The organism is Streptomyces sp. NBC_00525, from assembly GCF_036346595.1.
In the GTDB taxonomy this organism is placed as follows: Bacteria; Actinomycetota; Actinomycetes; order Streptomycetales; family Streptomycetaceae; genus Streptomyces.
Map to the genome: position 1 here is coordinate 2540333 of NZ_CP107834.1, position 12532 is coordinate 2552864.

Annotated in this window: 15 protein-coding genes, 1 tRNA gene and 2 pseudogenes; 5 read left to right on the forward strand and 13 right to left on the reverse strand. The window is 66.1% G+C overall.

Going from position 1 to position 12532, the window contains the following annotated elements:
• Positions 1-17: 17 nt before the first annotated feature.
• Genes OG710_RS11265 through OG710_RS11275 form a run of 3 tightly spaced genes read right to left on the reverse strand, consistent with a single transcriptional unit; the run spans position 18 to position 2476 of the window.
• Positions 18-1754 carry an RNase A-like domain-containing protein gene (locus tag OG710_RS11265; RefSeq protein WP_330239211.1) on the reverse strand — a complete coding sequence of 579 codons (1737 nt, stop codon included), beginning with the start codon at positions 1752-1754 and terminating at the stop codon, positions 18-20.
• Positions 1754-2056: a WXG100 family type VII secretion target gene (locus tag OG710_RS11270; RefSeq protein WP_330239212.1), complete on the reverse strand. Its 303-nt coding sequence runs from the start codon at positions 2054-2056 to the stop codon at positions 1754-1756. The genes OG710_RS11265 and OG710_RS11270 overlap by 1 nt, the downstream gene beginning before the upstream one ends.
• 3 nt (positions 2057-2059) lie before the next feature.
• Positions 2060-2476, reverse strand: coding sequence for a WXG100 family type VII secretion target (locus OG710_RS11275; RefSeq protein WP_330239213.1), 417 nt, complete (start codon positions 2474-2476; stop codon positions 2060-2062).
• A 250-nt stretch (positions 2477-2726) separates the two neighbouring features.
• Here OG710_RS11275 and OG710_RS11280 point away from each other — a divergent pair, with 250 nt between their 5' ends.
• The 3 genes and pseudogenes from OG710_RS11280 (at position 2727) to OG710_RS11290 (ending at position 3460) form a co-directional block, all read left to right on the forward strand.
• Positions 2727-3020, forward strand: a complete 294-nt coding sequence (locus tag OG710_RS11280) for a hypothetical protein (RefSeq protein WP_330239214.1) — start codon at positions 2727-2729, stop codon at positions 3018-3020.
• 91 nt (positions 3021-3111) lie between these two features.
• A pseudogene (locus OG710_RS11285) lies at positions 3112-3198 on the forward strand (DUF5958 family protein); the annotation flags it as partial.
• A gap of 73 nt (positions 3199-3271) precedes the next feature.
• Positions 3272-3460 (forward strand): DUF5958 family protein, encoded by a 189-nt coding sequence (locus tag OG710_RS11290; RefSeq protein ID WP_330239215.1) that lies wholly within the window; start codon positions 3272-3274, stop codon positions 3458-3460.
• A 58-nt stretch (positions 3461-3518) separates the two neighbouring features.
• Here OG710_RS11290 and OG710_RS11295 read toward each other — a convergent pair whose 3' ends face one another.
• The 4 genes from OG710_RS11295 to OG710_RS11310 form a co-directional block, all read right to left on the reverse strand.
• Positions 3519-3902, reverse strand: coding sequence for a DUF4253 domain-containing protein (locus OG710_RS11295; RefSeq protein WP_330239216.1), 384 nt, complete (start codon positions 3900-3902; stop codon positions 3519-3521).
• Positions 3903-4361: 459 nt separating this feature from the next.
• Complete coding sequence (locus OG710_RS11300) at positions 4362-4766, reverse strand: hypothetical protein (RefSeq protein WP_330239217.1); 405 nt, start codon at positions 4764-4766, stop codon at positions 4362-4364.
• Between the two features lie 686 nt (positions 4767-5452).
• On the reverse strand, positions 5453-6319 hold the full coding sequence (locus OG710_RS11305) for a hypothetical protein (protein WP_330239218.1): 867 nt from the start codon (positions 6317-6319) through the stop codon (positions 5453-5455).
• 54 nt (positions 6320-6373) lie between these two features.
• On the reverse strand, positions 6374-7672 hold the full coding sequence (locus OG710_RS11310) for a DNA cytosine methyltransferase (RefSeq protein ID WP_330239219.1): 1299 nt from the start codon (positions 7670-7672) through the stop codon (positions 6374-6376).
• 677 nt (positions 7673-8349) lie between these two features.
• Here OG710_RS11310 and OG710_RS11315 point away from each other — a divergent pair.
• Positions 8350-8499: pseudogene (locus tag OG710_RS11315) on the forward strand (DNA-binding protein); the annotation flags it as partial.
• 346 nt (positions 8500-8845) lie between these two features.
• Here OG710_RS11315 and OG710_RS31275 read toward each other — a convergent pair.
• The gene (locus tag OG710_RS31275; RefSeq protein ID WP_443064238.1) at positions 8846-9094 is read right to left on the reverse strand and encodes a hypothetical protein; all 249 of its coding nucleotides are present in this window, start codon (positions 9092-9094) and stop codon (positions 8846-8848) included.
• Between OG710_RS31275 and OG710_RS31280 the strand changes: the two genes are divergently transcribed.
• A complete protein-coding gene (locus OG710_RS31280; protein ID WP_443064326.1) occupies positions 9011-9202 on the forward strand; it encodes a hypothetical protein in 192 nt (63 codons plus the stop codon). The genes OG710_RS31275 and OG710_RS31280 overlap by 84 nt on opposite strands.
• A 72-nt stretch (positions 9203-9274) precedes the next feature.
• Here OG710_RS31280 and OG710_RS11325 read toward each other — a convergent pair.
• The 5 genes from OG710_RS11325 to moaC form a co-directional block, all read right to left on the reverse strand.
• A tRNA-Ala gene (locus OG710_RS11325) sits at positions 9275-9348 on the reverse strand.
• A 97-nt stretch (positions 9349-9445) separates the two neighbouring features.
• Positions 9446-10603 (reverse strand): divisome protein SepX/GlpR, encoded by a 1158-nt coding sequence (gene sepX / locus OG710_RS11330; protein WP_330239220.1) that lies wholly within the window; start codon positions 10601-10603, stop codon positions 9446-9448.
• A gap of 146 nt (positions 10604-10749) precedes the next feature.
• The gene (locus OG710_RS11335; RefSeq protein ID WP_330239221.1) at positions 10750-11397 is read right to left on the reverse strand and encodes a GNAT family N-acetyltransferase; all 648 of its coding nucleotides are present in this window, start codon (positions 11395-11397) and stop codon (positions 10750-10752) included.
• Positions 11398-11414: 17 nt separating this feature from the next.
• The gene (locus OG710_RS11340) at positions 11415-11930 is read right to left on the reverse strand and encodes a MogA/MoaB family molybdenum cofactor biosynthesis protein (protein WP_330239222.1); all 516 of its coding nucleotides are present in this window, start codon (positions 11928-11930) and stop codon (positions 11415-11417) included.
• The gene (gene moaC / locus OG710_RS11345) at positions 11927-12427 is read right to left on the reverse strand and encodes a cyclic pyranopterin monophosphate synthase MoaC (protein ID WP_111330428.1); all 501 of its coding nucleotides are present in this window, start codon (positions 12425-12427) and stop codon (positions 11927-11929) included. The genes OG710_RS11340 and moaC overlap by 4 nt, the downstream gene beginning before the upstream one ends.
• Positions 12428-12532 lie beyond the last annotated feature (105 nt).

The window sequence follows — 12532 nt, forward strand, 5'->3', positions numbered from 1 at the left end:
AGAAGCGTCCGAGGGATTTATGGAGACACGGGGTAAGACGTGATCACCACGAAGGGGGGGTCCATGCCCTTCCTGTACTTCAGGGCGACCTGCGCGGAGTGCACCTCGGTCGCGGTCGCCCCCATACCGTGGGCATCATAGTCGGCGCGCTCGACAGTGCGGCCGGTGACGTCCGGGAAGGTGAGGGTCAGCGGCGGCGAAATCTTGGAGTTGTTCGGATCCCAGCCAGGGTTGTTCTTCTCCTTCTGCTCCACTCGCTTGATCCACTCCTCGATCCTGGCCGCATTGTCGATGTCATCGAGCGCAGTCTGGGTGAACCGTTGGGCGGAACCGAGATCCTTGTATGCCGAAGCGGACGGCGCGTTGCCCTGGTCACGCAGTCGCTGGGTCAACTGGTCGTCGGTGAGCCCTATGTGCTTGTCCACACCGTGGCTGCCTCCGATACCTTCCTGACCCGCGAGGTCGAGCGGGTAGAAATGATCATTAGGATCCTCACCCGGAACCGTGTATGTGTGCTCGGTCCTGAATTCGCTCAGTGCCCTGGCCCCGAACGCCTCGGCACGTGCCTCCTCCGCGTTGAACGTAGGCGCGCTCCGGTACGCCTCGTCCAGCGGCCCCAACAGTGCGTCCAATTGCGGCACCAGTGCGTGGACGCGGGAGTTGTACGTGCTGACGATCGCATTCAGTCGCGCGGTGTCGATGTTGAGGACAATGCCCGCACCGAGCTCGGCGGCACCCTTGGCAACCCCCTTGACCACGCCCTTGATGAGCCCCTTGACGTCGTCCATTCCGACACCGTCCTTAAGGTCCACGTCAATCTTGGGCACGGCCTCCTCAACGGCTTCCCAGTACACGTCCCAGACCGCACCGTTGACGTACACCGCTGCTTCGGCGAACTGATAGAGCAGATCGCCGACCTTCTGGGCGGTATCGAACAGCACCGTCATCACCGGATGCGTGGCGGTAGCCGACGAGGCCGAGTCATGCTTCCACTCGTAGCCTGCGGTACTCGCTCCCCACGCTGTCGTTCCCCACAGCGAGCTGCAGAACTGACGCATGGCGTCGTACCACTCGCTGTTGCTCTGCCGCGTGATACTGCTGACGTTGCCTGTCAGGCCGCTCTCGGCCATGGAGAGGGTCATAGTCGTCGCCATCCATGCCTCGGACAGCGAGTTGAGGTAGTGCTGCTGCGGGTACGGGTAGACCTCAGCAACCTTGCCCATTCGGAAGGCGTGCTTCACGACCGGGCGCAGCACGTCACGGATCGGACCCGGCACCCATTCGAGCAGGGAGCGGATCCACCCATCGCCGCCGTCGTCGTCACCCCACTTCAGATTCGGCACGGCCCCGTAGTCCGGCGCCCTCTCGATGACCGCGGGAAGTGCCTGAGTGACCGCGGTCGTCTGGCCCGTGACGTCGTTGGCCGCCTCCGCCCGGGCGTAGTTGTTGGCCGTGGAGGTGAAGCCCACCGCGGCGCCGCCGATGCTGACAACACTTCTCGCCCATACTTCGAGGAAGCGGTTGCCAACCTTTACGTAAGAGGCGGCGAAAGCCTCGGGAGCGGCGCCATAGCCGCCGGCGTCCGGGTACTTCCTCAGCTCGTCCAGGAGTGCCTTGGCAGCTCTGTCCATCAGCGGCTGCTGCATCGCCACGCCGCCCGCGACTCGGAACAGGTCCGACGGCTTGACATCAATGGTGCCGTTCTGGGCTGGGCCCTGTGTGCCCTGCCCAGTCCCGGAGCCCGCACCCGTCATCAGCCGGCGCCCCAGCCCCGCAGTACTGCACGGTGTGCCGCCGCGTAGTTGATATGTCCCTTGGTGACGACCTCATGCAGCCACTTCTGCGACGCCCGCAGGTCTTGGGCCGAGTGGCCCCACTTGTCGAGCTCATCGATGAAGACCTCGCGGGTCTCTCCTTCCCAGGTGAGAACTACCTTCTCTGCCCGGCTGTACAACAAATCCAGCTGCTCGTTGAGCTTCTTGAGGATATCCTCGAGGTCGCCGGACAGCCTCTGCAACGTCGCGAAGCCAACCGTTATGTGCTCGTCGTCCGGCATCGATTACCCCCGTACCCCGAATGCGGTGATGATGCGACTCGGCGCGGCGTCGGCTACCGGATTCGGCGTCGAGAGCTCGGCCGCTTCGGCCTGTACATCGGTCTCCATCTGGATCTTCCGCAGCCGGTCCATGACATCGAGTTCCTGCTCCGAAAACCCGTCCCTGCTCAGTCGTACGGCCTGTTCAAGGCGCTGGATGACCATGCGGATGCGTACGGCGTCCTCGGCGACGCCCCGGTGCAAGGCCCGGTATGCCTCGGCCGCAGGCCCGCGCCAGGCCGCCTCGATCCCGTCTACGACGGCATCCATGCGCTTCACCTGAGCGTCCAGATGTGCCTGCATCGCTTCGAGGTCATCGGCGAGGGCAGTCAGCCTGTCGCTCTCGACCCGCAGTCCGGCCTGCCCGTTCTCACCGCTCACTACATCCCCCAGCCTATGGGGTCAACAGCCTTGGCTGAGACGCCACTTTCGCTCCATATTGCATCCTAGCGATACCGATCAAAGTGCCGCGGCATCGCTTCATCAACGAACGACTACTCGGAAGGGCCGATGCGCACCCGGCCAGGTGGCCCAATCGAACACCCCCCGAAAGGCCGAAGATCGTTTCCCGCTGATGGACGGCCCGTCGATATGGAGTCGAGTCGGCGACCACGCAAGGCAGAGTGGGACGGTGAGTGAACTGTGGGCACATACCCTGACGTGGGCAGATGTGGCTCTGGCTCGGCATCCGTTCCAGATGGACGACGATGTGGCGGAGGAACTGGCGAGCCTTGTCGCGCGCCTGCTGCCCAGCGCTGACCTCGTTCGCAAGGATCGCTGGCACTCGCTGGATCCCGTCACCGAGTTCCTGGCGGGCGTACGGCCGATGGGCCTGCGGAACTGGTCGGTCAGTGAGGGAGGCGTCGGCGGATGGGTCCACGACGCAGAAGGCCTGCCGATCTGGCAGTGCTGCTCGGAATCCTGATCACCGCTGCGGAACGGCGTCCGTCCCACGGGAGGCAGTCATGAACGGACTCGACGTCCTGCTCAACAAGCTGGCACAGGGGCTGCGCCCGATGCCAGAGGGCATCGAATGGTTCGACAGCCTCGGCCAGAAAGAGCAGTCCGAGGCGCTGCTGTTCCTGCGTCACCACTGCGTCCAGGCGCGCGCAGTCACCGAGGACGCGCCAGGGAGCATCCGCCGTTCCGGGCTGCGCTCGACGCAATACGCCCGCCGTGCTGATCTCACGAGGCCGGGTCGACGAACAACTGGGAAAGATCGCCGGTCTCACGCCTCTCGACGAACGCCGCAAAGCGTTCAGGCTGCTGATCGCAGTGCTCTCGATCGCCGACGCGCGGCGCCGCGAGCGCTTCTGCTTCGGCGGCTGCAGTCACTGGTGGCACAGACTGCCGTCCGTCGCCTGACAGCCCAGCGCCGCACTCTGAAGGCCACTTCCCGGGCGGACGTCTTCTGGGTAGGGGATCAGTCCCACCAGAAGTCCCAGTGGTGGGCACCGGTGATCCGCTCGGCGTATGCGGCCAGTGTGTACGGCCTGCTGCCCTGCCAGAGGTTGTCTGGGCAGAAGGCGAAGTGCTCGGCCGCAACCAGAAGAGCCTCGTGCTCGTCCATTGGAGGCGAGGCGATGCTGAGGTGCGGCGTGGAGAAGCCGACCGCGACGACACGAGCACGGAACCGGTGCTCCCAATCTCGGACGACCGTAGAGGACTTCGCGGTGTCGTTGTCGTAGTTGCAGGGCCCCGACCAGCCCGCGACAGTCAGCGCCTCGGCACCTGACTCCGCGATGACCAGCCCGAGACGTGTCTGGGGGTGGTCAGCAAGAAACGTCCGCGCGTACTCGGCGGCCAAGGGGGTCGGGACGCGTTACCGTCTCCCGCCGGGACGCGAGGCCGGGCCATGTCTGCCCGAAGCGGGCCGTAACGGCAAGGCGCCTGCCGGTATCGAGCATGTCGTCTTCGTCGACGGCCGTATAGGTCGTCCACCACTGTTCGAGGAGGCGGACGGGGCCGTGGTCTGTCGGCGAGAACATCTGCTCAGGGAACACCTCCCCGGATCCCCATGGGCGGAATTCGCTGTCGCTCGGGTCCAGCGAGTCAAGCAACAATGGCCCCAGGCCGGAGCGTGTGTGCTGGGAGTGCATCCGCATCCACAGCTCGGCCGTCGTCGGCCCGTCGCTGAGCCCCAGGGGCTGTACATCTCCGTCGCCCTCATCGGACGTGACCATCCGACCGGGCGAAAGCCTGCCTTCCAGGCCCACTCTGGTTCCAGGGTGCATGGGGCGGAAGCCGACGCTTTGACCAGGAAGTATCACTGGGAGGGTCCCACCACTCGATCGCGGAACCGCTGGAACGCGTGCCAGCCCGACGTCTTCCCCGGAGTGATCAGGTCCCCTTCGGAGCAGTCGAGCGCCTTGCACCGCAGAGCCTCGGCAAGACGGAGGACGGGCGTCAGCACGTCATCGCCGAAGCCCCGGATGTGGAGCATTACGGAGTCCACAGGGTCTTCTGAGCCGATGTTGAGCTCGATGGACCACGTGGGGCCGGAGAGTTCACCCCACGCGGGGTCCGTGAGATCAACACCGGGAACGGCCTGGGTGACAGCCGCGAGTACGTCGTGTCGTGGGCCGAGCAGGTCCGGGGTGTAGTCGGCAGGAATCTCCTGCACCGAGGTGACGTCGTCTGGCAGACGAAGGAGGATCACGTCCCAGCTCATGGCGGCCTTCCGAGTTCGAGTAACGGTTGCGGTGGGTCGGAGCAGGCTGAGCTGGTCTCCGGGCGGCTTGGGCAGGAGCACGTTCTGTAGGCGGAGCACGTTCGCCCGCCAGGGTCAGCCGTCCGAATGCGCCCATAGGTCCATCAACTCAGGTTGACTGGGGGCATCCTGACAGAGGCCACTGACAGCACCTGCGCAGTCCAAGGGATGCCGATGAGGGCATCCGCTGGGCTGGAGACCTGCCATGCATCCGAAAGCTCCTCGAACACGGTGCGGCGGAGGGCGGGTGCCACTGGGAAGAAGGGTGCGTTGCCGCTGCCAGGAGGTCCACTGACGGCAGTGCGCGTCCACGATCCCTTCCGGTTCGTTCCGTCGAGCTTTTGGTACGGCAAGCCGTCGATGGACCCAGAGCTGGAGGGGTGGTGGCAGGTCTTCTCGCTGGCCGTCTACAGCGGGTACGAGCGCATAGCTCTCGAAGATGTCTTCACACGGAACGGCCTGGTCCATGAGCAAGCCGGCGCCGACGTCGTCCCTCCGAGCCCTCTGCCCAAGGATTCCGCGCGGCCTCCGGCGGGTCCGCCATCGGTGAGGTCGGTGAGCGCTGCTCTCGGGGACGTGTTCGCACTGCTCTGCTTCGCAGGCGGACGCATCAGGCTCGCACCACGCTGAACGTCTAGTCCCGCCACCTACCCCTTAATCAACGGGCCCGAAGAGACACCTTCGAGTTTCCAAGTTCCGTGGACGATGCAGCGATCCTTTGGAATCTTATTGATGGTGACCTTTGAGTCGCTGCGGTCGAGGAGAAGTTGTAGCGCCGCCCCTTGTTCGTCATGCACATCGATGCGAGGCGAGTCGGACGAGAAGTGCTGAACCTTGAGGTGCTCTATGGCAGCGAACAGACCCATCGGAACTTCAACCAGCTCATAGATGAGGGTATCGGGCTCACTTTTGAGCCGGTATGCACGCAGTACGATCCAGCGCTGCACCGCCGCCAAAAACGCTTCGAGCAGAGTCATCGTACCGTCATACCGCATTCGGGCTGACCGGCAGTCCTGAATCCACGCCCCCTCACTCAGTTTTGAGATATGCAGCTCATGAAGCTTAATATCCTTCGCACTGGTGCTCTTGGCCGAGATTTGCTCGCCGTCTACCCGCAGATCCCAAAAGCGAGTCGTCTTGCTCGGCGCCATTTCGACAGCCATACCTTGAGCAGCACAGGAGGCTGCAAGTGCGTTCTCAAACGCCAACCGGTCAAGCGGCGTGGCATGGGTTCCGTGATGAGCCTGCAAGCGGGCTCGAAATTCTGCAGAGAAAGAATTGGACACGAGGGCGCTTTGCGGATTGATCAGTTCGACCATGGGACGCAGCATGGAATCGACAATATTCCGAATCTGCCTGAGTTGCGCTTCGTCGCACTTTGCCACCAGCGCGTAGGCATCTCTGGCATCAGCCGACCCTTGGATTTGCGCTGCCACCTTTTGAACGATATGCGCTTGATGATCTTCGAGTTGCGCTATGCTTTCGATCAATTGGGTGCGGGCAGCACTATTCATCGCAGTCCTCTTAACGGGATCGATAAAAGCGAAACTTGTGAGTCATTCAGCAGGCTAGACGGCTACGAACTCTCGCGCCTGAGCAGCTTCGCCCGTGTCATTGCCGGAGAGGGAGTCATCAGCCTCTCGAATGTCCTCGGGGCGAAGATGCGTGCCCGGCAGGATCATGTCGTCGACGCCAGGCCGCTGTCCTGTGAGGATCCAGTGGCATACCGAAGCAAGTTGGTAACTAATGAGAGGAGGTACCGCATCACCAATATGCCTGTACTTATTACTAAGGCTCGCACCTTCGAACTTATAGGTTCGCGGAAAGCCGTTGAGGATTCCAAGCTCTCGAACCGAGCATAGGCGATCCTCTGCAGGGTGAGAGTAGCGGCCGTTCCCCACATGCGCGCATTCTCGCTTAATGGTGGGCGCCGGCCGGTCCCACGCCATACGCCCGTAGACGTCGGGAAAACTGCCGAAGTCCTTCTTGGCCACGGACTTAAGCATGGCAGGAGTCAGGTATTCAGTCCCGTCCGGAACACGCAAAAGGTCCCGCCAAGATCCTCCGTCATGAGGGATCTTTTGTAGGCGTCCCAGCGTTGCTGCAGAATGAAAGCTCGGAGACGCGTGTGCATCATCGTCCGGGTGCGCATCGCCCGCATTAATCGATGGCAGGCCGTTGAGGGCGCGTCGCACACTCGTGGCCTCCTGAGTCAGCGTGCGACCGGCCCATGCATCCTCGAGGGTGCGTAGATCGAGACCCGGAGCAACTGCAATGACAAGGCTTCGCTCACGAACCTGCGGGAGGCCGAACCTGTTCAGAAAATGGTTCTGAGCGTGAACGGTATATCCGCGAGCCTCAAGGTCCTTTCTCAGGATCTCAAAGTGATGAGCCCAACGCCCTTGAAGGAGTTCCCTGGCGTTCTCCATCACAACGATTCGCGGCTGAAAGGCGTCAACGTAGACAATAGTGCGTCCGACCAGACTGTTCCGCTTGTCGTCTTCCAGATGATTCTTCGCGTTCGTGCGCGAGAATCCTGTGCATGGAGGACAGGCGGACAGGATATCGATCGGCGATGTCACACCCATGGATCGCATCAACGATTGAGGGTCCGCTGTCCCCAAATCGGTTTCGACTGGAGTGATCCCAATGTTGGCTTCATAGGTGGTATTACACGCCAGCGAGCCCTTTGGGCTACTTGGCTTTCCCAGCTGGGCGTCAGCCGCTCCGATCACCTCGAAGTGCGGATGAGCGTGAAATCCGAAGCTCATACCTCCGCCCCCGGAGAAGAGGTCCACGACCTGGAAGGTCGTTTTAGGGATAGCTGGTACGACACCGTCCTCAATGATGTTGATTCGACTACCCACAGTAAGCCTCCTGATGATCAGGGTGAAAACCCTAGCATCACCGGCATCGTGACTACTCTGGGGTCATTCAACTGGTGCGTTGAGTGGCCGCGGGTTTAGACGGCCGCTCTCCTCAGCCACCACTCTCCCCCCAGCTCCCATCCCGTCTGCCGTCGACCCACACCACCGTGGAGCAGGCGTGGTTCCTGGGCCAACGGCAGACGGGATGGGAGCCCCCGCACCAGCCACTCACGGCCGGCACTCGCGCACCGGGCCCCCGCCATCTCGGAGCCTGAGCGCCCTGCCGGAGGCTTGTTCTGAACGTGGCTGTTCTGCACGGTGATCGACCCATGGCCCTCGGCCCTATCCACGTGTGGGCGCGCGTCGGCGTCGGAGGCGCCGAGCGGGCCGAAGGCAGGAGCGCGGGCGCGGCCAGAGCCGGGAAGCGCGCCGGGCGGAGCGGAGCGCAGCCGGGTGCTTTGATGAGGTAGAGAAACCTGTAACTCTCCGGCCTGTCGGTGGGAACCTCGTCCGATACCGAAGCAAGTCGCTCTCAGCAAAGTAGATCGAATTAGGGTCGGCCGAGTGCCGCACATTACGCTTGCTCACGCACGACCAGAGTTCGTCATGACTCGCCTCAAGGCAGACCAGCACCGGCAACCGACTTCCAGTGGTACGCCACCGCCGAGGTGGCCGAGATGCTGGGCTTCGGCCGCTCCAAGACCAAGATGCTTGTCACCACCGGAGAGATCCGCTCGGTGAAGATTGGCCGCGCCCGCCGCATCCTCCCGGTCTGGGTCGACGACTACGTCCGCCGTGTCACCGCCGATGCCGAGGGGTGGGCGGCAAGCGCGGCAACGGGGAAGGGTCCATCCACCCGTACAAGAACGGCTGCGCAGCGTACGTCTGGGTCACCAAGCCGGACGGGAAGCGGGCCCGGAAGTACACCTACGGCAAGACCCGTGAGGAGGTCCACGACAAGTGGATCAGGCTCCACGGCGAAGCGAAGAAGGGCCCGGTTGCTACCTCGCCCCCGACACTCGGCGCCTACCTTGCACGGTGGTTGAAGGAGGTCGTACAGCCGGATCTGAAGCCGAAGACCGCCGAGACGTATGCCATGCATGTGCACGGCGAGACGAAGACCGAGGCATCGTCGGCCACGCTGCCGCTGCCGCAGATCTGCGTGACGGCGCTTCAGCTCCACAGGAAGGGGCAGGAGGCAGCCATGCAGGCGGCTGGAGAACTGTGGTCGGACTCGGATTTCGTCTTCACCACGCGGTACGGCACTCCGATTGAGCCGAGGAACTTCAACCGGTCGTTCACCGATCGCTCCGCGAAGCCGGCGTCCGCAGAATTCGTCTGCATGACACCCGGCACACCTGCGGTTCGCTCCTTGCTGCCCTGGACGTGCACCCGAGGATCGCCATGCAGATCCTTCGGCACAGCAAGATCGCAGTCACGATGGAGGTGTACACCCACGTTCCGTCCGAGGCGACGCGAAAGGCGCTGCGGAAGCTGGGCAAGCACTTGGGTCAGCAAGAGCCCGCGTAGTTGCTGTACTCCACTGCTGTACGACAGCTCAAAGCCCCTACCGGATGAACCCGGTAGGGGCTTTGACGTGCGTGGACCTGTGGGGATTTGAACCCCAGACCCCCTCGATGCGAACGAGGTGCGCTACCAGACTGCGCCACAGGCCCTTGCGACGTGTGAAACTCTAGCACCCTCCACGGGGTGCTCGGAAATCCGTTCCGCGCTGGTCAGCCGTGGCGGGTGCCGCGGCTGTCCGGCGCGGGGTCACTCGTTGGCCGCGCGGGGGCGGTCGCCGTCCTCGTACTGGTCGAAGAGCGGCGTGCGGCCCCGGTCGCGGGAGCGGCGGGACTGCGGGGAGCGGCGGCGCGGCGCCGGGTCGTCGGCGGGCGTCGCGGTGTCCTGCTGGGCCGGTTCGGCGGTGCTGGAGCGGGCCGCGCTCCACGTCTCCGGGTTGCCGACCTCGACCCCGCCCGTGGCGCGCGGGGCGACCGGGGCGGTGACGTACGTGGGCAGGGGGACGGGGACGGGCTCCCAGCTGTCGCCCTGGGCCGGGCCGCGGTCGCGCTGCTGGTCCACCCACTCCGCGTGGTCCGTCTGCTCGACCAGAGCGCGGCGGCCGGCCTCCTGCGGGGAGACCGTGGGGGCGGGCTCGGGGGCCGGGTGGCGCGGCTCGGAGTCCTCGTCGGCCTCGGCCGGGGCGGTCGCGGCGGGCTGATGGCGGCGCGGGCGGTTCTCGCGGAGCCGCTGGGCGGCCACCTCGGCGCGCCGCTGGTCCATCGTGAACGCGAACCGCCGCCGCTCGTGCGCCCGCAGATGCGCGATGTACGCGCTGAGCAGCACGGCCGGGACCGCGGGCGCCCACAGGAAGCGCAGGCCCCCGACCGCCGCGACGATCGCGCCGAGCGTGAAGGCGAGGAAGAGGACGACGGTGGTGCGCCGGCGCCGGGCGAGCACCTGGAGGCGCTGGGCGCGTCGGGCGCGTTCCGCGTCGATGCCGCCGGGGCGCGCGCGCCGGGCGGAGCCGGGGGCGCGCGAGGTGCCCGGTGCGCCCGAAGCACTCGGGGCGCCTTGGACGCCCTCCCGCTTGCGCGGGCCGCGCTCGGGCGCACCGGCCGGGTCGTGCATCCGGACCTCGGTGTGCGCCGGAGGCGCGGCGAAGGCCCGGACGTCCACGGAATCCAATCGGTCCGTGCTCACGTCCGGGTCGGCGTCGGACGCCGCCTCGTCCCCGGTGCGATCCCCCAGCCCCTTGGCGTACCGGCGCTCCATCGCCGCCCGGCCGGAGAGCAGCCGGATGGCGGTGCTGAAGCGCTCGGTCGGACGCTCTTCGTTCAGCTCGTCCTGCCTGCGGAGCCACATCGGCACCAAGTAGGCGGCCCAGGCCCCGACGATGACTGCGTAGATGAGGCCGCTGCTGCTCACATCTCACACCGTAGAGGGGTTTGCTCGGAGGCATCCGCCAATTGGCGCGGTGTGTCGCACGATCCGGCCGATATCGCGGACTTTTTTTGTGATTGTTCCGATCACCAGACAGGTAACCGGCTGAATTAAATCGAACGCATTTTCTATTATGCGGGCGGCGGGTTCTCCGGACGCTCCGGACGCGCCTGCTCCGCCCGGCGCGGAGCCGGCCGCGACCGGTGCCATCTGCGCAGCAGCCCGTCCGGCACCTCCTCCGCCGTGAGCGCGTAGATGAGGTGGTCCCGCCAGGCGCCGTCGATGTGGAGATATCGCGGACGCAGCCCCTCCTCACGGAATCCGAGTTTCTCCACGACCCGCCGGCTCGGCCCGTTCTCGGGGCGAATGCACACCTCGATGCGGTGCAGCCCGACCACCTGGAAACAGTGGTCGACGGCGAGCGCGACGGCGGTCGGCATCACCCCGCGCCCGGCCACGTCCCGGTCCACCCAGTAGCCGACGTGCCCGGAGCACATCGAGCCCCAGGTGACCCCGGCGACGGTCAGCTGGCCGACGAGCCGCCCCCGGTACTCGATGGCGAACGGCAGCATCCGGCCGGCGTTGGCCTCGGAGCGCAGATGGCGGATCATCTGGCGGTACGTGGGCCGCTGGGCGACCGGCCCGCCGGGCGCGGGTGGCGGCACCGTCGCCTCCCAGGGGCGCAGCCAGTCGCGGTTGCGCCGGTTGACCTCGCGCCACTCGCGCTGGTCGCGCAGTCTGATGGGCCGGAGGGCGACATCGCCGTCCGCCAGGTTCACCGGCCAGGTCGGGACGTTCAGCTCGGGCTCCCCGGTCGGGGGTGGTCGCCGCCGCGCAGCTGGTCGACGGCGTGTACGAGGAGCCGTTCCAGGACGGCGAGCCCGTCGCGCACCCCGCCGGTGGAGCCGGGGAGGTTGACGATCAGGGTGCGCCCGGCGACGCCGGCCAGGCCGCGCGAGAGGGCGGCGGTGGGGACCTTGTCGCGGCCCTCGGCGCGGATCGCCTCGGGGATGCCGGGGATCTCGTGGTCCAGGACGCGGCGGGTGGCCTCGGGGGTCCGGTCGGTGGGCGAGATGCCCGTACCGCCGGTGGTGACGACCACGTCGTACGCGGCGGCAGCGGCGGCGTGCAGGGCCCGCTCGACGGGGTCGCCGTCCGGCACGACCTGCGGGCCGTCGACGGTGAAGCCGAGCCGGGTCAGCGCCTCGGCGATCAGCGGCCCGCCCCGGTCGGCGTAGACCCCGGCGGACGCGCGGTTGGACGCGGTCACGACGAGGGCGCGGTACGGGGACGGCGGCGCGGCGGCGCTCACGCGTCGGCCCCGGTCTCCCGGGCGCGTACCCAGTCGCCGGACTTGCCGCCCGACTTCGACTCCACCCGGATGTCCGTGATGACCGCCGCCTTGTCGACCGCCTTGACCATGTCCACGACGGTGAGCGCGGCCACGGACACGGCGGTCAGGGCCTCCATCTCGACGCCGGTGCGGTCGGTGGTCTTCACCGTGGCGCTGATCTCAACGGCGTCGTCGGCCACGGTCAGCTCGACGCCGACGCCGGAGACGGCCAGCGGGTGGCAGAGGGGGATGAGGTCCGGGGTGCGCTTGGCGCCCATGATGCCCGCGATCCGCGCGGTGGCGAGGGCGTCGCCCTTGGGGACCCCTTCGCCCCGGAGCAGTTCGATCACACGCGGCGACACGAGGACCCGGCCGGCGGCGCGGGCGACGCGCGCGGTGACGTCCTTCCCGGAGACGTCCACCATACGGGCGGCGCCCGCCTCGTCGATGTGCGTCAGCCTGTTCTGCGTACTCAACTCACTCCGCCTAGCGGTAGGGCGCCGGATTCCCCGGCGCCGCACCGGGGCGCGGGTCCGGGGGCCGGGGGGTGTCCCCCGGACGGCACAGCGCCAAATACCGTA